The organism is Aquimarina spinulae (genome assembly GCF_943373825.1).
GTDB classification, from domain to species: Bacteria; Bacteroidota; Bacteroidia; order Flavobacteriales; family Flavobacteriaceae; genus Aquimarina; species Aquimarina spinulae.
The window spans coordinates 1,947,453-1,973,324 of the sequence record NZ_CALSBP010000002.1 but is presented as its reverse complement, the minus strand read 5'-3'; the positions used below and the strand labels follow the sequence as shown (position 1 = coordinate 1,973,324).

At 32.1% G+C, this 25,872-nt stretch carries 16 protein-coding genes and 1 tRNA gene; 5 read left to right on the top strand and 12 right to left on the bottom strand.

The annotated features are described in order from the left end of the window. Nucleotides 1-46: 46 nt before the first annotated feature. The 8 genes from NNH57_RS14290 to NNH57_RS14255 form a co-directional block, all read right to left on the bottom strand. Nucleotides 47-1,195 carry a hypothetical protein gene (locus tag NNH57_RS14290; RefSeq protein WP_108808927.1) on the bottom strand — a complete coding sequence of 383 codons (1,149 nt, stop codon included), beginning with the start codon at nucleotides 1,193-1,195 and terminating at the stop codon, nucleotides 47-49. 43 nt (nucleotides 1,196-1,238) lie between these two features. Beyond that, nucleotides 1,239-2,063 (bottom strand): hypothetical protein, encoded by an 825-nt coding sequence (locus tag NNH57_RS14285; RefSeq protein ID WP_108808928.1) that lies wholly within the window; start codon nucleotides 2,061-2,063, stop codon nucleotides 1,239-1,241. Further along, a complete protein-coding gene (locus NNH57_RS14280) occupies nucleotides 2,063-3,283 on the bottom strand; it encodes a pentapeptide repeat-containing protein (RefSeq protein WP_108808929.1) in 1,221 nt (406 codons plus the stop codon). The genes NNH57_RS14285 and NNH57_RS14280 overlap by 1 nt, the downstream gene beginning before the upstream one ends. A 214-nt stretch (nucleotides 3,284-3,497) precedes the next feature. Beyond that, nucleotides 3,498-6,803, bottom strand: coding sequence for a DEAD/DEAH box helicase family protein (locus NNH57_RS14275; protein WP_108808930.1), 3,306 nt, complete (start codon nucleotides 6,801-6,803; stop codon nucleotides 3,498-3,500). Between the two features lie 2 nt (nucleotides 6,804-6,805). Next, the gene (locus NNH57_RS14270) at nucleotides 6,806-8,092 is read right to left on the bottom strand and encodes a restriction endonuclease subunit S (RefSeq protein ID WP_108808931.1); all 1,287 of its coding nucleotides are present in this window, start codon (nucleotides 8,090-8,092) and stop codon (nucleotides 6,806-6,808) included. Beyond that, nucleotides 8,089-10,233 carry an HsdM family class I SAM-dependent methyltransferase gene (locus NNH57_RS14265; protein ID WP_108808932.1) on the bottom strand — a complete coding sequence of 715 codons (2,145 nt, stop codon included), beginning with the start codon at nucleotides 10,231-10,233 and terminating at the stop codon, nucleotides 8,089-8,091. Before NNH57_RS14265 ends, NNH57_RS14270 begins: the two co-directional genes overlap by 4 nt. A gap of 151 nt (nucleotides 10,234-10,384) precedes the next feature. Beyond that, nucleotides 10,385-10,466, bottom strand: a tRNA-Leu gene (locus NNH57_RS14260). Nucleotides 10,467-10,636: 170 nt separating this feature from the next. Then, nucleotides 10,637-11,326, bottom strand: a complete 690-nt coding sequence (locus NNH57_RS14255) for an aspartyl/asparaginyl beta-hydroxylase domain-containing protein (protein ID WP_074407140.1) — start codon at nucleotides 11,324-11,326, stop codon at nucleotides 10,637-10,639. Between the two features lie 78 nt (nucleotides 11,327-11,404). Between NNH57_RS14255 and NNH57_RS14250 the strand changes: the two genes are divergently transcribed. The 3 genes from NNH57_RS14250 (at nucleotide 11,405) to NNH57_RS14240 (ending at nucleotide 18,770) form a co-directional block, all read left to right on the top strand. Then, nucleotides 11,405-12,793, top strand: coding sequence for a dipeptidase (locus NNH57_RS14250; protein WP_108808933.1), 1,389 nt, complete (start codon nucleotides 11,405-11,407; stop codon nucleotides 12,791-12,793). Between the two features lie 423 nt (nucleotides 12,794-13,216). Further along, on the top strand, nucleotides 13,217-15,349 hold the full coding sequence (locus NNH57_RS14245) for a hypothetical protein (protein WP_108808934.1): 2,133 nt from the start codon (nucleotides 13,217-13,219) through the stop codon (nucleotides 15,347-15,349). Nucleotides 15,350-15,614: 265 nt separating this feature from the next. Beyond that, the gene (locus NNH57_RS14240) at nucleotides 15,615-18,770 is read left to right on the top strand and encodes a M43 family zinc metalloprotease (RefSeq protein WP_108808935.1); all 3,156 of its coding nucleotides are present in this window, start codon (nucleotides 15,615-15,617) and stop codon (nucleotides 18,768-18,770) included. A gap of 94 nt (nucleotides 18,771-18,864) precedes the next feature. On the opposite strand, the gene NNH57_RS14235 is transcribed toward NNH57_RS14240, so the two are convergent. The 4 genes from NNH57_RS14235 to NNH57_RS14220 are packed head-to-tail and all read right to left on the bottom strand — an operon-like array spanning nucleotide 18,865 to nucleotide 23,278. Next, nucleotides 18,865-20,541 (bottom strand): 3-coathanger stack domain-containing protein, encoded by a 1,677-nt coding sequence (locus NNH57_RS14235; protein WP_108808936.1) that lies wholly within the window; start codon nucleotides 20,539-20,541, stop codon nucleotides 18,865-18,867. A 3-nt stretch (nucleotides 20,542-20,544) separates the two neighbouring features. Beyond that, the gene (locus tag NNH57_RS14230; RefSeq protein ID WP_082994807.1) at nucleotides 20,545-21,297 is read right to left on the bottom strand and encodes a hypothetical protein; all 753 of its coding nucleotides are present in this window, start codon (nucleotides 21,295-21,297) and stop codon (nucleotides 20,545-20,547) included. A 29-nt stretch (nucleotides 21,298-21,326) separates the two neighbouring features. Further along, nucleotides 21,327-22,328, bottom strand: coding sequence for a hypothetical protein (locus NNH57_RS14225; protein WP_074407145.1), 1,002 nt, complete (start codon nucleotides 22,326-22,328; stop codon nucleotides 21,327-21,329). Between the two features lie 32 nt (nucleotides 22,329-22,360). Further along, on the bottom strand, nucleotides 22,361-23,278 hold the full coding sequence (locus NNH57_RS14220) for a hypothetical protein (protein ID WP_108808937.1): 918 nt from the start codon (nucleotides 23,276-23,278) through the stop codon (nucleotides 22,361-22,363). Nucleotides 23,279-23,492: 214 nt separating this feature from the next. Here NNH57_RS14220 and NNH57_RS14215 point away from each other — a divergent pair, with 214 nt between their 5' ends. Both NNH57_RS14215 and NNH57_RS14210 read left to right on the top strand, forming a co-directional pair. Further along, nucleotides 23,493-23,864, top strand: coding sequence for a BlaI/MecI/CopY family transcriptional regulator (locus tag NNH57_RS14215; protein WP_025663470.1), 372 nt, complete (start codon nucleotides 23,493-23,495; stop codon nucleotides 23,862-23,864). Further along, a complete protein-coding gene (locus NNH57_RS14210; protein WP_108808938.1) occupies nucleotides 23,861-25,798 on the top strand; it encodes a M56 family metallopeptidase in 1,938 nt (645 codons plus the stop codon). Before NNH57_RS14215 ends, NNH57_RS14210 begins: the two co-directional genes overlap by 4 nt. The last annotated feature ends 74 nt before the right edge of the window (nucleotides 25,799-25,872 follow it).

Sequence of the window (25,872 nt, the reverse complement as noted above, 5' to 3'; positions counted from 1 at the left end):
GAGGGGTGAGTTTTGGTGTAAAAACGTCAAATGAGGTTGGTTGGAGTTAATAAGAATACCATTTTCTGAATTTGCAAATGGTATTATAGTCATCCTTTTTTAGATAATCATTTTTTAATATCCCTAAAATTTCATCTTCCGATTTATTAACAAAAGGATCTATCCAATCAGCTTTATCCTGAGCCCAATTGATCCATTGTTTTGTCTCTTCAGAAAAAATATTTTGTTCTTTGGCAAGTTGCTTTTTGGTGTTTATTAAACTTCGAATTTCTGAAGCAATTTTATATTTGCGTGATAACGAAAGTAATTCTTGAAATTTTTGAAGCTCATTGTCTCGTATTCTTTTAGCTTCTTCTTCTCTTTTTCTTTGGATTTCAAGTTGCCTTTTTCTTTCTTCTCTTTCAGCACGTTCTTTTTTTATCTTTTTGCTTTTTAATTCTAAATAGGTTAAGATGTTGGAGAGTTGATCTTCAAGCCTTTTTTTCTTACCGTCTTTCCATTCTTTATCTGGATAGGAATTATCAATTTTGAAAGATAATACTCCAGAAGGAATATATTCTGACCACGAATTACTTTCAGAGATAATACGTTTTATTTTTTCTCTACATCGTATTTCTATCTCCTCCTCTTCGATAATAACAAAAGTTCTATGCTCTTTAATCTTAACCTGATGACCTCTTTGTTTAAGAACCTTAATTAAGATGTCCATAAATCTTAAAGCTCTAGGAATGCTAGATTTTGATGCCTCTATATTCAAAGCATCTTCGGGAGAAATAATTAACCCTTTTGATTGAGTCCAGGTGGAAGGTTTTATGGTTTTTAACTTTTTTCTTGTCTGGATAATTAAAGGGTCAGGTTTAGATAGTTCATCAGGGATAATTAAATTGAGTGTTGTGTCATTTTCGATTTCTTTTTTGAGTTTATGATATTCTGAAAGATAATTGTATTCATTTTCATCACCTTCTTTTCTTTGTTTTAAACTGATCTCTACTTCATTTCCTGCTTCAGGTAAGGGAATGACTCGAAGTTTTTTACCATATCGCAATTTTTGCCAATGGCCTAATTTAGGTAAAGGAATATTATGCTTTTTGCAAATCTTTCGTAGCCCATTGTCAGATATCGCATATTCTTTAGCAAGCTGTGTTAAAGGTTTTGACCATACTAAATCGTATAGTTGTTTTCTGGTTAGATTCATAATTGCTATTTATTTGTATCATATAATGTATTGCAATTAACGTTTATTTTATTATTTCATTTACTTGATCAATTCGTTCAATAAGACGATTTATAAACTCCTCTTTTGAAATGAAGTATTTTTTATACTTACCTGTTGTCTTACCATTTGCCATAGAAATAGTTATGCGATAATCTCCATTAGACAACCTACTTGCTAGTTTAACTGCATCTTTCGAGGGTAGAAAAAGAATTTGTTCATCCATTTCCATTTTATGAGGATTAAATGATAAACCAACAATATAATATGAATGATGTTCCTTAAATGTACTTCCATTAATTGTCAATATCATACGATTACGTTTATGAACATTAAAACGTGTTTTTACCTGAATGTATATTGGGTTATATATTTTCTCTTTAAGAACTATTAAATCAATACCACGATCATCAATTACGGGTTTATAAACATTAAGGAGCCCTTGGCTATATAATAATATAATTTCTTTAACCCTATCTTCTCCAATATTTCCTTTTGACTGAGAAGATAAACCTGAAGTATCTATGAAATTTTCTTTTTCACTTTCCTCAGAATCTTCAATAACCTCTACTTCTATGATATCAATAATTATTAATTTTTCTGAAATTTCTACAGTAAGAATATCTCCAGCAGTTACATTTAATTCATTATAAAAAGAAGTCATTCCAAAAATACGATTGTAATCTGTATTGTACTTTTTTGTTTGAGAATTATTTGTGTTTTTTATTATTATTGTTACTTCATCACTATGCTTAGGTAAAAGTTCTCGTGCTTTAGCGGGGATGTATAAAAATCCTAACCTTGTTTCTACTTCTATAAGTTTACGTTGATATGTTATAGTATTATTCATTATTTGAATTTCCTGAATGCCTGAACTGTTTGATATATACCGTAACCTACTGCAATACGGCCTATAAAATCAAAAAGATATGCGAATCCATAAAAAATTGGATTTAAATTTTCTAAATATGATAAGCGACGAGCAGGGTTTAAAAAAGTAAAAATAAATTTCACACCCTTTATAAAGGTATCCTCATTAAAAGAGCAATTGCTGAAACAAATATTATTCTGAAATGCTTCTGTAAAAATTAATGTAAGCATACCGAAAGTAATAGCTGCTAGCAAGGTAAACCAAATACCATTTCTGAAATCTGAACGGTAGTGATTTGATATTCTATTTAATAGCAGAATCCATTTATCACCTCTATTTATATTTGAATTTTTATCTTTTAATTTCGCTTTCACTAATTTTTTTAATGCAGCTTTTTCTTCTCTAAGCATTAAAATTGAGTCTGAATAATTACCACTATCCTCAAAAGCTTTCTTTAAAACTTGAAAAGTGTGTACTTTATTTACTAAAGGTATTTTCGCGTCTCTATCTATATAATTTTGATAGACTTCATCATCTTTACCTACATACACTATATCAAATTTTCTAAAATCAAATTGTAAATCAAAAGGTTTTAACTCACCTGAAATTATTGTTTGTGATAGATCTATGCCTTTTTTAAATTTTGTTCTTGCAAAAATAGCTTTAGTAGAAAATAAACTATAGGTGAATAAAACATTCCCTACGAATGTTGCCATGCTAAATACTGTAGTTTTATTAAAATCTGTTTTATAAAAAATTATATCTTCTTTAAATGTAGTTAGCCAAAAGTCTGCTAAACCGTTAAAGATTGTGTTACGAAATGAAGCATTATTTACACTACAATTATGCATTCTAAACTTATTGCTAAATGTTACATCATCAAATTGTATTTGTTTTTGAAAAACACACTCATTAAAAAATACATTTTTATCAAATACATTTGTTTCCGTTTGATTAAACAAATCAGCCTGCTCATTATTTTCTTCAGCTACTGCTACTAATGGAATCCCTTTGCAAAAAAGTATAGGCTCTAAGAACTCACAATCTGTGAAAATTAATTCTCTATGCTGTGGCTCTAATTCAATATAAAAATCAAACACTTTTGAGTTGAATCTAATGGGATGATTAGCATTAACTAACCCCTCAGCTAATGCAAATTGTGTGTCAAATTCTTGTTCTGTGATAGGTGTTCTAGCCATTTGATTTTTGATTTTCTTTTATATCCATAGTCATTTCTTCAAAACTATCTAAAAGAGTTTCAGATGGAATAGCAATTGATATTAATTCTAACTGTTTAAAATCTATATATTTTCAACCAGAAATACCAGTCATACTCATTATTGTATATTCTCTAAAATACTCCTTTTATAAATTTCTTATATGTAGCTGGTGATTTCATTAATTATAACTTTTCTATTTCAAATTTCTCTCAAAATCATCACACAATTGATTGGTTAAGTCTTTTGTTTGCTTAATAAAATCTTCCCCTAAATCTTTCTTTCTTCTACGGACAAACATTCTATAAAGTACTGCAAAATCACTGTAGATTTCTTCCTGTTCAAAAACAGAGGTTTCATCAAGTATTTTAGCAATTAATCGTTTCCCTAGTTTATCATTCTTAACAAAATTGAAAAAGCCATCTATTTTTTCCTGTACATCCAATATAAGTTCTTCTATAGCTTCTTCTTCCTGATTACGCTTTTCAATAACTTTTAGAATATCATATTTGTAATTATTGCCACCCCCATAATCTTCGCTAGGCTCAGAAACAATACTTGGCTTTCCATTTAATTTCTCCTCATATTCTTTAGAAATTACAATTCCAATTCTATTATCAAAATAAATTTCTACATCATCTATTATCTCTCCTGTAAAGTTTAAATTATTGTATTCTGAATTAAATTTATTCCAGAAGTCTTTAAAAACACTATCATTCAAAATAGGATCAAAATCTATAATATTTTCAATAACATTTAACGTTTTGAAATATTTAGAAACTTTTATTTTAAGATACTTAGCACCTTGAGCATTATCTTTTATATATTGAATGAAATAGTCTTGTACTTGTAAAATCAGGTCAATATTTTTTTCTACTTTATAATAACTTGAGAATATAGAAAACACCTGTTTATATACTGTACTATCTTTAAGTTCTTTATAATATTCTAATAGCCGTTTTTCGTCTTCAAGAGGTGAAAATTCACTGTCCACAACATTGCTAAACTTGCTATATGCCTTGTCAATATTTTCAATATTTACATTTTTATAGGAGAAGTCTACAATCTTGCAATCATGCTTGTTTTTTGTTTTCCTATTTACTCTTGAAATAGTTTGAATAGCGTTAATACCTCTTATCTCTTTATCTAAGAAAAGTGTATGTAATTTTGGTTCATCAAAACCCGTTTGTAGTTTATCAACTACTATAATAAGTCCATTCTTTTTAACTGAAAACCGTTCTAAAACTTTCTTTTCTGTTATTCCTTCATTAAACGTGGACGCGTTTTGGTGTTTTTGACTATCTGAATACACCAAATATACAGGAGCTTCTTTAAAGCGTTCATATTTATGCTCTTGGGTTATTTCTTCATAAAACTTATCAATAGCTACTTTGTAACGTTGTGCTGCCTTTATAGAAGAAACGGCTAGCATTGCCTTGCCCCAACCTTTACCATCTTTTCCTTTTATAGTATGATAAGTTACACTTACTAAGGTTTTGACAATAAATTTTGATATGGCATTAATACGTCTCTCATTTTCATAGATTTCTTTTTTCCTTATTTTATATTTTTTACCATCTATATCAATTCCTGTCTCTATATTATCAGGAATTGCTCTATACAGTCTATCTTCATCTTCAAATCCCTCCAATTCATTATCAGGCAAATCAAAATACATCTTTGCAGACACTGCTACTCTTCCTGGCAATGGATTTAAGATAAACCCATCTGTTATAGCTTCTCGCATGGTATAATTGTCAAACGGAGTCCATATTTTTTCACTTTCCGCAAACTTATCAAACTCTCCAAAACGCGCTAAACTATGCTCACTAGGTGTTGCCGTAAAACCAATAATCAAATTTTTCTTTGTTCTATTTTTTAAATACTCTTTATTTTGGTCAAACGATGTTTGAATTTCAGCAAAAAGATTATTCATTTCTTCATGCTGAGTATTACTATGTGAGCGATGAATTTCATCAATTAAAAAGGCTATTCGCATTTTAGATAACTTTTTTGTTATCTCAGGATTAGACTTATCTAAAGCCTCTCGAATACTATTGAATTTTTGAAGATTTACTACAACAATTCTAACCTTACTATTTAATGCTTTAATGAATTTTTTTTGATTATCAGCTTCTATAAACATAGTATTAGATATGTTCATATTAAGCATTTTGGTATCTAGTTGATCTCTTAATTGCACTCTATCTACTACTAACATTATTTTATCATAGATATGCTTTCCGTTTTTTCTTAAATCCTTTAACTGTAAAGCAGTCCAGCCAATAATATTACTTTTCCCAAAACCTGCTGCATACTGTAATAGTAATGAGTATACATTTTTATTGTTAAGGTACTTTTCACGCTGCTCTATAAGTTCTTCTATACGTTCTTTCCCAAAACCTTTTGTTTCTAGCTCCTTTTTTAATTTATTCTCTAAATAATTGGGATCGGATTCATTGTCTAAAAATTCATCAATTTTAGATAAGATTTTATCTGTTCCAAATTTTTGTTTTGGTCTAGGTGCAATTAACTTTCCATCGTTATGCTTATATACTTTTTTATTAGATTTTGAATCTTTTACATATTCTCTTTCTAGAAAATTGTAGTAGAGTATTTCTTTTTCAATCATTTTCTTTCCATAAACTGCACGCATAATATCCTCAAAACGAATCTGCCTTGGATAATCTACAATGGTTTTGTCATACGGAACTGCTTGAAAAGACCTCTTAAATAATGTCTCTTTAAATTTGTCGAAATCATAAAAACGCTCATCGACAGTATCTTTTATAGATTCAAAATATTCATTAATCGTTCTTACAATATAAGTATCATTTACATCTGTTGCAGTAATATGAATTGCCTTTTCAAATACTTTTAAAAAAGAACGTCTTATACTTTCGTTTACATCATTATCTCCTGCTATATCTAGATATTTTAATACTGCATTATAATAATCTTTGGCAACCTTATTTCTACCTTCTTTTTTAGCGTTTTGGTTATTATATGTAGATTTTATTTCGCTATATCCTAAATACATTCCATTTACAAAGAATGTAAGGTCAGGACGAAAAGCAAATCTACTTTTCCCTTCTTTATAGGCATAAGGTAATTCTTGAACTACAGAGAATATGTTTTCTTCAAAGCGTTCGTCTCCGTGTAAAATCGAGTTACTCTCATAAAACAAACGTAATTTCACTCCTTTAAAAGTTACTGTACGAGAATTGTTTAAGAATATGGCCATATTTTTTTCTTTGACTATACGCTCATTTAAGAAATCCATAAAAGACTCTATTAGTTCATCCTCAGAAGTAAATTGTTTTAGTAATTTAGGGTATATTTTTTTGTTATCCGGGGTTTGACTAATGATATGCAATAAATCTTCTACAATAAAAAACTTAGGCGAAACCGTATTAGGTTTTACTTCTTTATATTGCAATCCATCTTGACGTTGTGTTAAAAAATGGATGATGTATTTTTCTTGTAGTTCTAATTCATTCATACTTAGCTAACTTTTATTTTTCCTGTTACTACATCATTAATTAACGTCTTTCGAAGTTCTTTCAAACTTTCAATTTGCTTATGGATATTATCCACAATAACATCAATTTTTGACGTTTTTACATCAAGATAATCAGATATAGCTATCTGCTCTTCCATTGGAGGTTGGCAAACTTCAATTATTTTCATACTTGAAAACTTTGTAGACCATAAGTCATCAACAATACCTTGACCTTGCTTATAGAATTCTTCAGTAAAAACATTACTCCTAAATAAATAATGATAATATCTACCAAATACTTTATCGTTTGGGGAAAGTACAATATTGATGACAGATACTGAACCTTTATAGTTAGAAAGTCCAGATGAACCTTTTCTATCCGATCTACTATTTATTACAAAATCATTTATTAATACCTTTCTTCTATTATCACCATGTTTTGTTTTAGCAGCGTTTTTTAGTTGAGGTACAATTCCTTTTTTTGTTACAGAAAGAGGAGGGTAATATTTATCGCTTACTTTTTCATTACGTTGTTTAAATAATCCATTTATTCTCGCTAACTTCCAATGTTTTGGTATTCTACTTATCCAATCTATACCTGCTGTCTTTAATTCTGTTTTTTTATTTATACCTAAGGTAACAGATTCATTAATCAATGAAATTTTTAACTCCTCATATTTTTTTCTTTTTTTTCCTAGGCAAATTATTTTTTTATCAATTTTTTGAGTTTGATCATCTAGAAAATTTGAAATCCGGATTTGCTCTTGGGATGGAGGTATTAATACTGGAAAATTATTAATATCTTTTTGAAACAAATGAGGAACTCCCATTCCTTCTTTTTTTTGATTAATAATATCTTGAATTAAATACGACTTAAGAAGGTAAAAATTATATTTACTATTCTGTTTTTTATATCTTAAAACTGCTATTGAGCTGTTAACAGTTCCCTGAGAAGGAAGGTTTTTAATAATATTAACAATACCCAAAGTAGAACCATCTTTTACTAATAAAACATCTCCATTTTGGAGCATGATTTCAGGAGATTCTAAATACCTTTCTTTAGTTATATAATTTACGTTTTTATAATCAATTTCAGTATACTTAATATTAGGAGTTGATAGAAAAAAATATCCCGACTTAACATATTCAGAAGATTTTAATGCTTTCCAACCGACTCTTCCTTTAACCGAACTTTCATCTTTTATTCTATTTACTTCCCAATGAAACGGAATTTCATCTAATAAAGATAAATTAGACTTTTTATATCTTTTATACCTTCCTAATTTCATATTCCAAATTCCTTTTCAATTTTTTTTAACTCATCCTCAAGAATACTTAGATCTTTTAAAACTTCTTTTACTGATCTCACTGTTTTAGGTTTATAAAATAGCTTATTAAAATTAAGCTCAGCTCCAATTACATTATCACTATACCTATATGGTTTGTGTATATATTTAGTGATGTATGCATCTATAGTTTCTTGATTTATTTTTGGATTTGGATTAAAAGGAATCACTTCATAATCTTTTTCATAATCTGGCATTAGTTCTACCGTAATTACAATTTGTTCTTTCTTAGTTCTGGTTGCTTTTTTATAAGCACTTTTAATTACAATTTTACCATTTCCTAATTCCTTCTTTTTTCCTTTTTTCTCTTCTATAAGTGTTTGCTTGTCTACATCAAAATAATAAACTTCCTTATCAGTAAATACTTTTAAATCATTTTCTTTATAATTGAAAGTATTTAAGTAAGGTTTGATCTTTTCATTGTTATAAGTTTTTAAATCATCGTATATATTTTCAATAACCTCTCCTGTATTTTCATCTATATATTCTTTTTCAAAAGAAGTTATCTCAAACTCTTTAATCGTTAATTTTTCAACTTCAACAATCTGTTCTATTTTTATTGGATTCAGCCTCATTGTTTTAGCTCTAATTAGCTCTCCATCTTTATTCTCTTTAACGGGCAAATGTTCTTCGTAGCTCCTTCCTTTTTCATCAACATTAGTTAGAATAATAGCTTGTTTATTGTAATAAAACTGCCACTTATCATGTACTTGCGCTATATCTGTAGTTTTAAAATCTGTGAATAATGACACTACTTTTTCTCTGTGTTTTTTTGCTAACCTTTTTCGTTTGCTACCTCTAGATTTCTTCAATTTTTCAAATAAATTAGAAGCATTTATCATTATTACTTTATCTTTTCGTTCTATAGGTTTATCTTTATTAAAAATCCATAAGTAGGTATAGATTCCTGTATTGAAAAACTCATCAGTGGGTAATTGAATTATTGCTTCTACTAAATCTTCATCAAAAAAGTGCTTACGAATATTACTTTCTCCACTTCCTGCATCTCCACTAAAAAGTGTAGAACCATTATGTACTACAACTGCTAATCCTTTTTCATTCATTTTATGAATGATATGTTGTGTAAAGAGCAATTGTCCATCAGAAACCGAAGGATAATCTACAAAACGTCCAGTTCTATCACTACGTACATCTTTTTGATATCCTTTCCAATCAACTCCATAAGGGGGATTGGCTACAGTTACAAGAAAATCTTTATCAAAGAATTTTCCACTATCTGTTAATGTGTTTCCATATTCTATATGAGCATCATTTTTAAATCGACTTTCAATACTTGCAAAAGCATATAAGGCATCATTCCAATCTTGTCCATAAGTTGCAATTGGTCGTGAATCATTAAAATATTCTTTTAAATAATGTTCAACACCATATAACATATTCCCTCCACCGCACGTTGGATCATATAGTGTTATAAATTGTTTATTGTCCTCTAACTTTGATGTAATTAATTCTGCAATCAACAATATAATATCATCTGGTGTATATTGCTCTCCAGCAGTTTCCGCTGAAATATCTGCCCATTTTCTTTTAATGTGTTCTTCTAGAGTGGTTATTTCTGAGTTAGAAAAAGGAGTTAAATCAATTTCGCTCCAAGCCTGAATTGTTGCGAATAGTATTTTCTTTTTTTCTAAAATTCCACTAACACCTGAAATGTTAAGAAACTTTTCTTCGTCATTTCCTCTATTTATACCTAATAATAATTGTGTTTTTTTATCAAACGCATTGATATAAGCATGAAAATCGCCACCAAAAGTGGTATCATTTTCAGTAATTGTAGCCAGTGTTTTATTCTGACGAATAACATAGTCGTTATATCCTAAATCTAATTCTGAAAACTCTTCGATAAATTCTTCTAGCTCTTCTTCATCAAAATCGGTAATTTTTTCTTTCCCAAAATCTTTTAATAAGCGATTAGATTCTCTAACTAATCTACTTTCTACCATTATTAAAGCAAAATAAGGCATCATATATTTAGGGAAGTCACTCTGCTTAATTCCCGAACCTATTAATAGATCTGCTGTATCCCATATTTTTGATTCGTATTGGAGAATGTTATTGTTCATATAGATATTTAAATAAAAAGTAAATGTAATAATTATGACCTTGAATTCAATTAAGGTATCAATTTTAGTATTGAGAAGTTTGTAAAAGTATGACCTATGTATGACCCTAAATAAAAAAGCCGAATCAGATGATTCGGCTTTTCCTTTGCTGTGCGGGCGGAGAGACTCGAACTCTCACACCTCGCGGCACTAGATCCTAAGTCTAGCGTGTCTACCAATTCCACCACGCCCGCATTAATACTTTTACAACACTTAGGACTTTCTGTAAAAGCGAGTGCAAATATACATATTCCTTATAAATCTCAAAGAACTTAAATTATTTTTTTTGAATAATATGAAAAGTAATACATAACAATTTAGGAAACCAGGATATTTTCTTTAAAATCTTCTCATTTTTTGATTCCTACAATTCTGATTTTAGGTGATCGATCAATGCTTTTGATCCTTCGGTATTCATGGTTTTTAACTCTTCGATCATTTTCAATTTAGTTGTTTTAGAATATTGATGAGGTTGATTTTCTAGCGTAAAATCATAACCAGCTTCAGCAAATAATTGATCCGACCATTTATTACGAATGCAATCTATAATTAAATGAATACGATCGGTTGCTCCTTTGTTTTCTACCCGATGTGGTAGATTAAAGTTCCCGTACCAACATTCGCCAACAGCCATAGTTACTTCTTTGTTATTTATGTAAAAATGAACATCCTTATTTGTTGTGATCGGAATATGAATTCTAAAACTTCTATCTTCATATCCCAGATTATGATCTGTATGTTCTTTTATGCTACTATAAGGAGAAAGATTGAGTAAACGAATAGATTCTTTTTCGCATTTAAAAAGCGCAGTTATTTCCTTAAAATAAGGGCAATGATCTAATAGAGAAGTATTCTTGTAATTATGAGCACCAGACGAGTGCGCATAAATTTGATTCATATCTCCATTAAGGGATCTAAGCGCAATAGATTTCCAATTACCAGAATAATCATCAGTATTGAAATGAGAAGTAAAAGAATAGGATTGGCAATGTTTTAAGTCTTTCAGAAGGCGATTTTCAGAAAATAAAAAAGGAAGTTTCAAAAATGCATTCATATTAGCAGATATACTTAAATAGAGAACAACTAATTTACTTCATTTTTACTACTTTTAGGCGAAAATAAACTCAGATTCATGCAAAATATACAATCTTACGTTCAAGAACATAAAGATCGATTTATAAATGAGCTTTTCGAGCTACTTAAAATTCCATCTGTTAGTGCAGATACAGCATATAAAGATGATGTAATTAAAACAGCATCAGAAATTAGCAAAAGCCTTAAAGATGCAGGATGTGATGCCGTAGAAATATGCGAAACTCCAGGATATCCAATAGTGTATGGAGAAAAAATTATAGATAAAAACCTTCCGACAGTATTGGTTTATGGACATTATGATGTACAACCAGCAGATCCGATAGATTTATGGGATAGTCCTCCTTTCGAACCTGTAATTAAAAAGACAGATATCCACCCCGAAGGAGCCATTTTTGCCAGAGGATCTTGTGATGACAAAGGACAGATGTATATGCACGTAAAGGCATTAGAAATTATGACCAAAACGAACCAGTTGCCGTGTAATGTAAAATTTATGATCGAAGGAGAAGAAGAGGTAGGAAGTAAAAGTTTAAGTTGGTTTGTAGAACGTAATCAGGATAAACTAGCTAATGATGTAATCTTAATTAGTGATACAGGAATGATAGCCAAAGATGTTCCTTCTATTACTACCGGATTAAGAGGACTAAGTTATGTCGAAGTCGAAGTAACAGGACCCAATAGAGATTTACATAGTGGTTTATACGGTGGTGCAGTAGCAAATCCAATCAATATATTAACCAAAATGATTGCTTCTTTGCACGATGAAAATAATCATATCACCATTCCTGGTTTTTATGATAAAGTCGAAAATCTTTCTACAGAAGAAAGAGCCGAAATGGCAAAAGCACCTTTCTCTCTTGATGGATATAAAAAATCATTAGATATTAATGCAGTGTACGGAGAAGAAGGATATACAACTAATGAACGCAATTCTATTCGACCCACATTAGATGTAAACGGAATCTGGGGAGGCTATACAGGAGAAGGAGCAAAGACAGTTATTGCAAGTAAGGCTTATGCCAAAATTTCTATGCGTTTGGTTCCTAATCAAGATTGGGAAGAAATTACAGAACTGTTCAAAAATCACTTTGAAAACATAGCACCAGATGCAGTAACGGTAAAAGTAACTCCGCATCATGGTGGGCAGGGTTATGTAACCCCAATAGATAATATTGGATATAAAGCAGCGAGTAAAGCATATCAGGATACCTTTGGTAAAACACCAATACCACAACGTAGCGGGGGTAGTATTCCTATTGTTTCTTTATTCGAAAAAGAATTAAAAAGTAAAACAATCCTAATGGGATTTGGCTTAGATAGTGATGCAATACACTCTCCTAACGAACATTTTGGGGTATGGAATTACTTAAAAGGAATAGAAACGATCCCACACTTCTATAAATATTTTACCGAACTAAGTAAGTAAGACTCTTATATATATTAAAATAATGATAGCGTTACCCTGATTTATTAATCAGGGTCGGGCTATTCGTTATATCTTTTTTGCTATCACTCGAGCGTCTTTTTCAGAAGTTTTAGGATCACAAAAAAGGATGCCACTACTATCCCTAACGTATACAAAAAAAGGTTTCATTAAATCCAAATTATACAATCTTTAACAATATGTAAATTTCTGATAATGAATGAAATAACTTACGTTTAAATTATGATTTACACATTTTAACACCTTTTGTCGAAAACATAAAATATCTATTTTTTCTGCTTTTTTTTAATCGTAAATTTAAGGTAACAAAATCCCCTTAACTTCTATTTTCAAAGTTTTATCGTAAACATTAATTTGATTAATACACATTCTTAAAATCAATTTTTAATATTAAAAAATAGTACGATGAAAAAAACAATATTAAGTTTTTCGGCTTTATTAAGTGTAGCATTCACCTTTGCTCAAAATAATGTTATAGATGTCGATCAAACAGGAAAAGGAAATGAAATAGAAATTTCTCAAAAAGGAGTGAACAATACTTTAGCAATAGTTCAGGATGGTAATTATAATAACGCAAGAGTAGAGCAGGGTATAGAAAATGAGACAATAGGTAATGGTATTATTCGTCAAATCCAGACAGGAGATCAAAATAAGGCATATATTATGCAGCAAGGAGACTTTAATACCGTGTATCAAAATCAGTTAGGTACATTGAATACTGCAGAAGCGACTCAGTATTCTGGTATTTTGGAAGGTAGAATCGAACAAACCCAGATCGGAAACAATAACAAAGCATTGGCATCCCAGAGAACAGATTTTTTTAATGAAATGAAAGTTCAGAATAGTATTGTACAATCACAGGATGGAGCCTTCAATATGGTATTGGCAAACCAGTATGATGGCGGATATAATAAAATCACACAAAATCAACAAGGAGAATTTAATCAAACTACAGCAAATCAATACATAGAATTTGAAACCCATAATAGAATTGAACAGAGGCAATCTGGGAAAAATAATAAAGCAATAGCAACTCAGTCTAAAGGATTTAAAAGTTATATTGTTCAAGATCAAAACGGTTTAGGGAATGTTGCGATTGCTGATCAAATGTCTTTGGAGTGGGCTTTTGAGGAAGCTTATGGATTTCATACAATCACTCAATTACAAATAGGAAATCATAATATAGCAACTGCAATCCAGAAAGTAGCTAGTAATACTATTAAACAAAGTCAGATAGGAACGTTTAACCAAGCTACAGCAAATCAAAAATCAGGTTTTTGGTACACAAATACTATTGAACAGATACAATATGGGGAAAACAATAGTACGGTAGCACATCAGTTTATGGATTATCAGTTTGATCGAAGCAGTATTTTTCAAGAACAAAAAGGAGTATTTAATCATGCTATGGCAGATCAATTTTTACCTTATGGTCAAAATAGTATTGAGCAACATCAATCCGGAGAGTATAATAGTGCAATAGCAACTCAAGAAGAGAGTTTTGGTCAAAATAGTATTGAGCAACGTCAATCCGGAGAGAATAATAATACAATAGCAACTCAAGAAGAAGGCTTTATTTCAAATAGCATCTTTCAAGAACAAAATGGATTAGGAAATACGTTGATTGCCAATCAACCATTTTCAAGCTCTAGCTTTGGAGACCGAATGATAAAACAATCTCAAAATGGTAATTATAATACTGCGACTGCAATCCAAAATGGTATATATACTATTGAGCAAAGCCAAACAGGAGAATATAACCAGGCTTTTGCTTATCAGGTAAGTTCATTGCCTGTGGGTATAGGTCAACATCAGAAAGGAATAAGGAATATGGCAGAGGCTTTTACTAATGGAGCGTTTGTAGGAGGTGTAATCCCAGGCGGTATTTCTCAGAATCAGGTAGGAGAAAGTAATTATGTTTATGCAAATCTGGAGATTAGAGGTTATGTGAATCAGAGGCAAGAAGGTATAGGAAATGATGCTTCTACTACTATTTATAGTTTTAATACTAATGTAACCCAACGGCAGACAGGAAATTATAACAAGTCTACTGCTACCGTATATGGTGATTATGAATCCAACGTTGAGCAATATCAAGAAGGGGCTTTTAATAAGGGTGAAGTGCTAATAGAAGGAAATGGTATTAAGAGCACCCAAACCCAGAAAGGAGAAGGAAATAGTGTCATAGCTACTGCTAATAATTGGGGAGGTGCTCATAAAATAACGAGTATGCAAAATGGGTTTTTTAATACTGTTGAGCAAACTCTGGATGGCGGTCATCTTAATAGTACTATTGCCACTCAAGATGGTGAACAAAATTTCTTATCCCAATTACAACAAGGAAAAGCGAATGGAGTAATTTCTGCTCAGGATGGATCATTTAATACTACGTATGCTACTCAGATTGGAAATTATAATAGCCTTAATACAAAACAAATTGGTAGTGCTAATAGTTTAACAGCTTCTCAAGAAGGCAATTCGTTATCGGTAACGATAATTCAAGAAGGCAATGGTAATAGTTCGGTTATTTCACAATGATTTATTACAAATTAGATTCAGTTTATCAATAACTAGCAGGCTAATAAAACAAATAGGCACCCTTACTATAGGGTGCTTATTTATATTCTTTTTTTCGTGAAAAATCAATAGCAATTGCACTTTAACATTATGTTTTTGATAGTATAAATGTTAAAATAGTGTGAAACAGATAACATAGTATAGTGTTTGGTTATAATAGTATAACCCTAAATGCTTCAATAGTTTTAATTTTCATAATTAACTATAACACAAAATCAATACGATTATGAAAACTAAAATTATTATTTTGGCAGCTATGCTATTTACCTATGTTTCGTCTCTTCTGGCGCAGCAGCCAGTAGATGCAAAAAGATGTGAGGCAAGTAATGCCAATGCGTATATTTTTTCGGCAAATCCTAAAGCAAAAGCCGAATATGAAAACTTCAATACGTTTACCAAAAATTATGTTCAGAGTAAAGCTTTTTCGCAAAAAGCAGCAGAAACGTATACTATACCTGTAGTGGTTCATGTATATGGTACAACACAGCACGGAAAAACTGTAGATTATGATAAGATAAAAGGAGCTCTTGATGCGTTAAATAAAGATTTTAATGGACTCAATGATGATTTTAATTCAATTGACCCCGTTTTTGACGGTCGCAAATCAACACTAAGTATACGATTTGCGTTGGCTAAAATAGACCCCGATGGAGGTAGCACCAATGGAGTAATTATTCATCCTGTAGCTTCTGGAATGGGTAATTATAGTAGCCCTGTTGTTGCAGCAGATGCCTGGGATAATTATAAATATATGAATGTATATATTACCGGTGATCTCTACGGTGATGGAGTGGCAACAAATTCTGGAGTAGCATGGTACCCAAATACAACAATGTCTGATGCAAATATAGCAAGAGTAGTATATAACGGTCGATACTTACACGGTAATACCAACAAAGAGTTTGCATCTGTTTTTACACATGAATTCGGGCATTGGCTTAATTTAATACATACTTTTGAAGGAGGATGTGATGACCCTAATGGAGATTATGTTAGTGATACGCCAAAAGAGGATACGGATTCTGGAGATGATGGATGTGTTGTCGGAGCCAGCGATTGTGGGAATTTGATTAACTATGAAAATTATATGGGGTATGATGCAGCAGCAGGTTGTGCAAAAATGTATACTCAAGGACAGATAAATAGAATGCTTGCAGCATTACAACACTCAACAAGAAAACCATTATGGCAACCAGCTAACTTGACGGCTACAGGGGTAAATCTTACCGGAGCTTCACTAGTAGTAAATAATAATACTGTTGAAGAATCATTATCTAATAATGGAACCTTAGTAGATGATTCTTATGATATAGATATAGAAGGAGGTACTTTTTCATTAAGTTCTGGAACATTAACGCAAGGAACGCACTTTTCGTCAAGCCTTCCTCAAGGATTTTCAGCTAGTATAACGGTAATAAACAATAAGAAATTAAGAGTAAAATACAGTGGAAGTACTAATAATCATGGATCTGCTGATAATGCTTCAGGTACAATCACTCTTAAAAATGCTATTATTTCAGGTGGGACAAGCACATTAAATTCTGATAAAGTAGTGTTTAACTTTTCATTTTATGATCCTTTTAAAGTAGTTTATGTAGATAATGGTGATCTTACAGTTGATGCCACTACGGTATGGAAACCATTTACAGATGCTAATATTCCATCCTTAGGTGGAGGAACAAATTACGGAGGGTTATTTTACAACGCTTCTGGGCATCCAAGTGGCCAGCCTGCATTGCAATTCGAAACTTATACAGCTGCAATGATTGCTGTAGGAAGTACAAAAAGGGTTGCAAATCTACCAGCAGATACACCAATTAGTACTACTAGTAATTGGGTAGATGGGGGAGCATATCCTGATTTACATGAGATTAGAACAAACTCATATACCAATTGGGATGGACAAACTGGGTATGCAGGATTTAGATTTATTAAAAATGCTAAAGAATACCACGGATGGCTTCGATTTCAGGTAAATGCTAGTGGAAACTCATATACATTATTAGATTATGCATATAGTACAGAGCCTTATGGTACTATTAAGGCAGGAAGTAAAGAATTAGTAGTAACTCCTACCTGTAATGATGGCATCCAAAACGGAGATGAAACGGGAGTAGATTGTGGTGGATCATGTGAGCCTTGTAGTACACCGATAACATATTGTGATTCTAACGGGAAAAGTGTATCAGACGAATATATCGGTAGAGTACAATTAGGAACAATTGATAATTCTTCTACAGGTTCTACCGGAGGATATGGAGATTATACTTCGGTATCTACTACATTATCTAAAGGCGCTTCTCATACTATTACTATTACCCCAACCTGGTCAGGAACCGTATATTCTGAAGGATATAGCGTGTGGATAGATTATAACCAGGATGGAGATTTTACTGATGCAGGTGAGCAAGTATGGAGTAAAGCTGCTTCAAAAGATACATCAGTAAGTGGTAGTTTTACAATCCCATCTAGTGCCAAAAACGGGAATACCAGAATGAGAGTATCTATGAAATACAATGGTATCCCTACAGCATGTGAATCTTTTAGCTATGGAGAAGTAGAAGATTATACTATTACTGTAGGAACCGGAGGATCTGATCCTACCTGTACCGATGGTATTCAGAACGGAGATGAAACAGGAGTAGACTGTGGAGGTTCTTGTACTCCTTGTGCTACTAATGACGGAGTGGTTTATGTAAATAATGAAGATATCTCTGTAAGCTCATCAAGTACCTGGGATTTCTTTAGAATAGAAGTTGGTGACAACAGCGATTATGGAGCATGGTATACCAATAATTCGGTACGATTGGTTACTTATAACAAAGATGTTGTATGCGAAGGTAGTAGCAAAAATGTAACTATGCTTGGTGAAGGAGTACAAGTAGGAGCCTCTAGTAATTTTGTTGCAGAATCTAATAGCTATATTGTAAGTTCTTCTTCATATACCAATTGGAATGGTAAATCTGGTTATATAGGATTTACCTTCAAAATTAGTGGTAATACACATTACGGATGGTTTTATGCTACTGTAGCAAATGATGGATTATCGTACACTATATTAGATTATGCATATAACACTAATGCAGGTCAGGGATTGTTAACCAAAAGACCAGCAGCAGCAGGCCCAGAAAAAGCAGAGAATTTGGTTAAAGTATATCCTAATTCATTTACCGAAATAACCAATATTGACCTAACAAAATTAGGAAAAGAAAGGTTTACGATGAGTGTATATGATCTGTTAGGAAGACGTATTTATCACAAAAACTATGATAGAAACCCTGGGGTACTTCCTTTTGGAGGAGCAATAACCGAAAAAGGAAACTATTTCGTGAAAATAACATCCAAAGGAACTTCAGAAATACATACCATTGTAAAGAAATAACCTAATAAATCTGGTTGTAAATGAGGAAACATAAAGCGGGTGTCAGTTATATACTGTACACCCGCTTTTTTTATGTAGAAATAAAATAAATTAGTTATCGTTTGATCAGTAATTTTTTAGAATATTTTTTACCTTGATTGTCATCAATAATAACATAATAAAGCCCTTCTGGTAATGAATCTACATTAATTTCTGAGTTTTTTGATAGTACTTTTTTGTGTACCTGTAGTACTCCCATTGTGTTATAAACTTTAATAGATGCATTATCTAGATTTTTTAGAGAGTATGTAGAAATAGTGAACTCATGATTTGTAGGATTTGGGTGTATTACAAAATCCTCAAATTCAGGTTTGTCTATGGCAGAAACACTTTTATTTTCTTCTATTGATGCGGATTCTACTTCTCTAGAAGTTGTACAATTTTGGATTTTTGCAGTAAATTTTGACCCACTTGAAGCTTTGAAACCAGTTGAGAGTGTCACTTTTTGACCAGCAGTATATGTTGCAATACCACCATTTGATATGGTATTATTTGCAGTTAACATATTTGCGGCTTCTTGATTATCAGTGGTTCCTGACGGAACATTTTGAGTCACAGTCAAATTATCAGGACATCCATTTGATGGGAGAGCATTTGGAGGTAAGTCATTACCCAAATTCTGAATAATTTCTTCAATAGGTACTCCTCTGTTTGGGCAATTGGCGCAATGATGTAAAGCAACTACAAGATCATCACCATATCCCAAAACAGGAGATCCAGAAGATCCACCTTGGGTATCGGCAAAATATCCTATATCATTACCACTTCCACCACAACGAGGTCGAGTTAAAGAAAATATACGGGCTACACCTCCTTGATCATTTGTATTTGTAGAAAGTAATGCAATTCGTTTACCCCAAGCTCGTGGATGTTGAGGGATATAGATACGTTCGTTTATAACCGCACCAGTATTTCTTAATTGTAGAAACCCATAGGTTTGCGGTAAATTAGTAGTCGTGTTTAATTGTAAAAGAGCATAATCTAATGGTGCATTTGCACGAATAAGATTTGCAGAAGTAGCCTCAACGGTACCTGAGCAGGCAAGCCAAGAATCACAATTTGAATTACAATTTGCACCTTGTGCCATGAATTCTACAGTCACATTATTAGCATCAGCTTGGTTTTGGATACAATGTTCATTGGTCATTAATTGACCATTATCTCCGATTAACCAACCTGTACAAGCAGATGTTCCGTTAATTAGTAATCTGGCTACTGCGCGTGAACGATTATAGGCATTAGGCTCGTTATTTGAATAACAAATAGCATTTCTAGAGTCATCAGCTCCACAAAGAGCTTCATCCTGTTCAGCTCGTATTGATTCTAAAGGATATCCTTTTGCAACTATATCAATAATATACCCAAATCCTCCTTTAGGATTACTACTAAATATCTCAATGATCATTTTATCATCATAAATAGGAATACTCCAAAAACTATTACCTCTTTTCTGAATTGTATTATCAGAGTATTTCCAGGATCTAGTATTGTTTACATCTCTTACAACGATATAGTCATTTGCTGCTAATTGTATTTTACTGAAATGTACCGCCACATAACCTGCATCTTTTTGAGATACTTCTTGACTCCAGACCATTTTATGTACACTGGTCATGTTACCTTGATAAGGATGCGGACTTTGGTGAGTGCTAGTAACTTCTTCTCCTACTTTGGTCTGCGCTTGAATACTACAAGCAATTAATAAACAGATACCGTATAAATATTTTTTCATCGTTTAGTTTTGATTTTTTAATTGTAAGTTTTCCTTTTCTAATTCATCGACCCTTTTATTTATTTCGATAATGTATAGAGTTAACTCTTCAATTTTTTGAAGAAGTTTTGCATCCATTTCTCCTAAGAAAATTCCATTTTCTTGCACTTCTGATGCACTGGGAATATCTTTTAAATGTCTATTTTCTTTAATATGATTTTCAACTTCTTTTAGAGTAGGTAATTTGTAATCGTCATAGAAAACAAAATCAGACCAAGTCCCCGCTTCTACAACCATTTCTCTTGCACCTATGGATCCTTCGACAGCTAACCTGTGAGAACCGGTATTTGTTGTTCCTATTCCTACATTTCCTGTCTGTCCATCTATAGTCATTCTGGTGATTCCGCAACAGGTGCTAGTTCCTCCTATTCGAAAATTCATTCTGGCAGGATAATTACCAGGCGTAAATGCACCTGTTGTAGTAACCGATATTCGTCCTATTTGTACGTTGGATTGTCCATCAAATCCAGAATAAATAATTGTCCCTAATAATCTACTTGCAGGAGTTGATGTAGGTGTAGTAGAGTTTCCTCCTGTGTTTAAAAAATACAAATGTGGATGTCCTCCATTAAATAAACCTTGTCTAGTTGTAATATTTAAAGATGGATATTTATTGTTTAACTGATTGATGGTTATTTTATCATCAAAAGTTTGCTGACTGTAGGATGTCGTTTGAATTGTTATGATTAATAACAAAATGCTTAATATTCTTTTCATCTGTTATTTTATTAAGTTTAATTAGGTTTTTATTTTTTAGATTCTATTAGCTTTTCAAGCTGATCTAATCTTTCCTCAATAGATTTTAACCTTTTGATTTCTTTTTCTTGTTGAATAGTGTATAGTGTTAATTCTTCAACTTTCTGAAGAAGCTTAGCATTCATTTCTCCTATCGAAATTCCTTTTTTAAATACTTCTTTTTCTGAAGGAATATTTTTTAGGTGCCCGTTAGTTTTTATATGCTGTTCAACCTCTTCTAAACTTGGTAGTATATAATCAGATTCGAATACAAAATCTGACCAAACATTAGGCTTTACTATGACTTCTTTGGTTTTTGTGGTTCCGTCAATTGCTAAATTCCCTCCAGAAACACCAAGAGTATTATTATCTCTTAAAATTAGCCTCATATCATAGTCAGTTGTAGGATCATTAGAGAAATCGAAATAAGGAACTCCATTCCCCCTTAGTTCAATAGAAGCACCTTGATCTGTATTTATTATAGCTCCGGTATTTCCCCAACTAATACTCTGGCCTGTAGATAGCTTATTACTCATTTTAACATCGCCGCCTTCAAAAGAAAGTAAGTTATCATTCCTAAGGATTAATCTCATATCATAGTCGGTAGTAGGATCATTAGAGAAATCAAAATAGGGAACTCCATTACCTCTTAGTTCAATAGAAGCACCTTGATCTGTATTTATTATAGCTCCGGTATTTCCCCAACTAATACTCTGGCCTGTAGATAGCTTATTACTCATTTTAACATCGCCGCCTTCAAAAGAAAGTAAGTTATCATTCCTAAGGATTAATCTCATATCATAGTCGGTAGTAGGATCATTAGAGAAATCGAAATAAGGAACTCCATTCCCCCTTAGTTCAACAGAAGCACCCTGGTCTGTATTTATAATGGCTCCTGTGCTTCCCCATTTGATTTGTTTAGTCACAGTAAGTTTGCCATTAATAATTTGATCTTGAGCCGTAAGGTTAAGTACAGCTAAAATGCATAGAATTAAGCTTGATAATTTTTTCATCGTTTTGGTTTTAAGAGTTATAGAATGAATTTTTATTCGCTGAGGTTTTGGATTTTATTTTGAAGAGCAGATACTGTTTTTCGCAAAGTTTTCAATTCTTCATCCTGTTGAATTGTGTAGAGCATTAGTTCTTCTATTTTTTCGAGTAATTTTGCATGCATACTTCCGATTTGAATTCCATTTTCTCGAACTTCTTTTTCACTTGGTATATTAGGAAGATGCCCTTTGTTTTTAATATGTTCTTTGACTTCATTTAACGAGGGTAATTTGTAGTCAGAACGAAATACATAGTCTGGCCATGGTGAGGCTTCTACTACAATCTCTTTGGCTCTAATATTGCCATTTACGGCAAGCTTATAACCTCTTGTATTAGTAGTTCCTATACCAACAGTTCCACCAGATCTTGCAAAAAAGGTATTAGTAGGTGTATCATAGCCACCCAAGTATAAAACTCCTGTAGAATTATCTGTACGTATAGGCTCGATTACTGCACCGCCTGTACCGTGCCAGATGCTTAAGTATTTATCAGTTTTGTTTTCACGATAAATTCTAAATGCTTTTCTTTCCAGTGCATTTAAGTGTAATTTGGCTTGAACATTAGTTGCTCCTATAGCAACATTACCACCTTTTCTAGCAAAGAAAGTATTAGTAGGTGTATCATAGCCGCCCAAGTATAAAACTCCTGTAGAATTATCTGTACGTATAGGCTCGATTACTGCACCGCCTGTACCGTGCCAGATGCTTAAGTATTTATCAGTTTTGTTTTCACGATAAATTCTAAATGCTTTTCTTTCCAATGCGTTTAAGTGTAATTTGGCTGTTGGTGAAGTAGTGGTAATTCCTAAATTACCGTTCAAACTATAGATAGTGTTTTGATTGTCATAATTGTGCTGTGCAGACAATCCTATAGTGCTCAAGAGAGTCACTATTGATAAAATAATTTTTTTCATTGTGTAATAAATTTATTGGTTAAATCTTATTTCTAAAGGTACAAATTCCCTATTTCTATTCTTTTTTTTTAAATGTAAAGTATATGTTAAATAATTGATTATTAATATGTTACATATGGGTTTTCCGTAAAAATAGTAATGTAATCACAAATAAGTTTTGTATGTATAATATTTTATTCTACATTTGTAGAGTTAATTCTAATAGTGTAGAACAATGCAATTATCAAAAACTGAAGAACAATTAATGCAATATCTCTGGAAATTGGAGAAAGCCTTTATGAAGGATTTATTAGATTCTTTTCCAGAACCTAAACCTGCAACTACTACTGTAGCTACACTATTGAAAAGAATGATTGATAAAGGTTTTGTGAATTATACGTTATATGGAAAATCAAGAGAATATTATCCATTAGTAAAAAAGACAGATTATTTTTCTAAACATGTAAATGGACTGATTAAGAATTTTTTTAACGATTCGGCTTCACAGTTTGCATCATTTTTTACATCAGAAACCAACTTATCTACTACAGAATTAGAAGAACTTAAGAAGATAGTAGATAAACAAATCCAAAAACAAAAGCAATGATTATATACATAATAAAGTCATCTCTTTGTTTGGTGCTATTATGGTCTTTTTACAGGCTATTTTTAGAACGAGAGAACATGCATCATTTTAAAAGGTTTTACCTTCTTTTTAGCTTGATTTTTGCATATACGATCCCTCTAGTTACTATTACTTATGAAACAGATACAGTAATTAATCAGGAAAATATTCAACAACCTGTAAGTCATTTAATCCTATCAGATAATGTACAGGTAGAAGCCACGTCTTCAGACTATTTTTCGACAATTGTATGGATCGTTTATGGTATAGGTGTTTTGATTTTTGCAGTTAGATTTATAAAAAATATGTGCCATTTGGTAAAGAAGGTAAGAAGAAATGAAAACCTGAAAGAGTCCTCACACATTAATGTATTACTCAAGAATTCTATTATTCCGCATACATTTTTACATTACATATTTGTTCCTAAAAAAGAATTTCAGAAAAAAGCTATTCCACAAGAAGTATTATTACATGAGAAAACTCATGTACAACAAAGACATACTTTAGATATTCTGCTTGTAGAGATTTTTCAAGTGATTTTTTGGTTCAATCCAATATGGTTTTGGGTAAAAAAATCAATTAAGTTAAATCATGAATTTCTTGCAGATCAAAAAGTATTGAAGCAACAGTTTTCAATACATCAATATATGGACCTACTCGTTAATTATCCAAACAGTTCTCATCAAGCTGTATTAGCGAGCCCTATCAATTATTCATTAACCAAAAAACGAATCGTTATGATGTCACAACAATTTTCTAAAACTAAAGCAACAACTCGATTGTTGCTGTTTCTACCTATCCTTTTAGGATGTATTCTTTTGTTTAACAATAAGATGGTAGCTCAACAAAAAAGTACTACAATCAGCACTACCGTAGCACCAACTCACCCTGATAAAAAAATGAAAATCAGAGTTAGTGGAGAACAAATTAACATTAATGGAATTACCACCGATTTATCTGGTGTGGCTGCCGTTATTGATAATGCTACAAAACAGTGGAAAGACCATGAGTTAACAGAGTTTCAATTTAGTGTTAAACTAGAAAACACGAATGATAAGTTTCTCAAAAAACTCAATAAGGTATACCGAAAAACAAGGTTGTATAAAGCTAACCCAGATGGGCATGATCTTATTCCGCCTCCGCCTCCAGCACCACCAAAAATGAGAGCAAGTGTCGTTCCTGGGCCTCCGCCTTCTCCTAAAGCACATAAAAAATTAAAAGCTCCCAAGGCTCCAAAACCGCTTAAGGCACCAAAAGTATCAAAGCTTCCGAAAGCACCTTCTTATTCTCACACAGAATTTGAGGAAATTGAAAGAGAAGCAGAACTTATAAAGGAAGAAGTAGAAAGGGAAAAAACTGAACTCGCAGAACTGGCAGAAATAGATAAAGCTATCGCTATTGAACGAGCAGAGGAAGTAAGGTATGAAGCAGAGGAAGTAAAAGAGGAAATAGCAGCCTTGGCAATGGAGAGAGCAGAAGCATCAAGGTATAAAGCAGAACAAGTAAGAGCGATAGCCATGGAACAGGCTGAGAAAGCCAGAGTAATCGCTATGGAAGAATCAAATAGAGCCCGGGAGCAATCTTATAAGATAAGAGAAGAAGCCATGAGAAATGCTGAAAGAGCAAGATTTGAAGCAGAGAAACAGGCAATGGTTCATGCAAAAATGAGTAGAGAAGAAGCAAAACAAGTTATGGAGCAAGCCGAAAAAGCAAGAGCTATGGCGCGAGATAATGCAGAGAAATCAAGAAGACAAGCAGAAAAAGCCCGCAGAAAAGCTATGGATGAAGCTAAAAGAGCTCGTGATGTAGTAAGAAAAGAGGCTATCAAAGAAAGAAAAGAAGCGCGAAAACGTATACAAGAGGTTAGAAAACAACAACAAAAAGTTCGGGAAAACAAACAAAAAGAGAATAATTAACGGATCCAGTTTTCCGATAGTTTTAAGAACGAAAACTCCCTATAGGGAGTTTTTTTGTGCAACATATCGCTATA

Coding starts and splice junctions, on each gene's coding strand:
- NNH57_RS14210 (WP_108808938.1), top strand. CDS start 23,861: ATGATTATATACATAATAAAGTCATCTCTTTGTTTGGTGCTATTATGG.
- NNH57_RS14275 (WP_108808930.1), bottom strand. CDS start 6,803: ATGAATGAATTAGAACTACAAGAAAAATACATCATCCATTTTTTAACA.
- NNH57_RS14250 (WP_108808933.1), top strand. CDS start 11,405: ATGCAAAATATACAATCTTACGTTCAAGAACATAAAGATCGATTTATA.
- NNH57_RS14235 (WP_108808936.1), bottom strand. CDS start 20,541: ATGAAAAAATATTTATACGGTATCTGTTTATTAATTGCTTGTAGTATT.
- NNH57_RS14265 (WP_108808932.1), bottom strand. CDS start 10,233: ATGAACAATAACATTCTCCAATACGAATCAAAAATATGGGATACAGCA.
- NNH57_RS14270 (WP_108808931.1), bottom strand. CDS start 8,092: ATGAAATTAGGAAGGTATAAAAGATATAAAAAGTCTAATTTATCTTTA.
- NNH57_RS14290 (WP_108808927.1), bottom strand. CDS start 1,195: ATGAATCTAACCAGAAAACAACTATACGATTTAGTATGGTCAAAACCT.
- NNH57_RS14255 (WP_074407140.1), bottom strand. CDS start 11,326: ATGAATGCATTTTTGAAACTTCCTTTTTTATTTTCTGAAAATCGCCTT.
- NNH57_RS14230 (WP_082994807.1), bottom strand. CDS start 21,297: ATGAAAAGAATATTAAGCATTTTGTTATTAATCATAACAATTCAAACG.
- NNH57_RS14240 (WP_108808935.1), top strand. CDS start 15,615: ATGAAAACTAAAATTATTATTTTGGCAGCTATGCTATTTACCTATGTT.
- NNH57_RS14225 (WP_074407145.1), bottom strand. CDS start 22,328: ATGAAAAAATTATCAAGCTTAATTCTATGCATTTTAGCTGTACTTAAC.
- NNH57_RS14280 (WP_108808929.1), bottom strand. CDS start 3,283: ATGGCTAGAACACCTATCACAGAACAAGAATTTGACACACAATTTGCA.
- NNH57_RS14220 (WP_108808937.1), bottom strand. CDS start 23,278: ATGAAAAAAATTATTTTATCAATAGTGACTCTCTTGAGCACTATAGGA.
- NNH57_RS14245 (WP_108808934.1), top strand. CDS start 13,217: ATGAAAAAAACAATATTAAGTTTTTCGGCTTTATTAAGTGTAGCATTC.
- NNH57_RS14215 (WP_025663470.1), top strand. CDS start 23,493: ATGCAATTATCAAAAACTGAAGAACAATTAATGCAATATCTCTGGAAA.
- NNH57_RS14285 (WP_108808928.1), bottom strand. CDS start 2,063: ATGAATAATACTATAACATATCAACGTAAACTTATAGAAGTAGAAACA.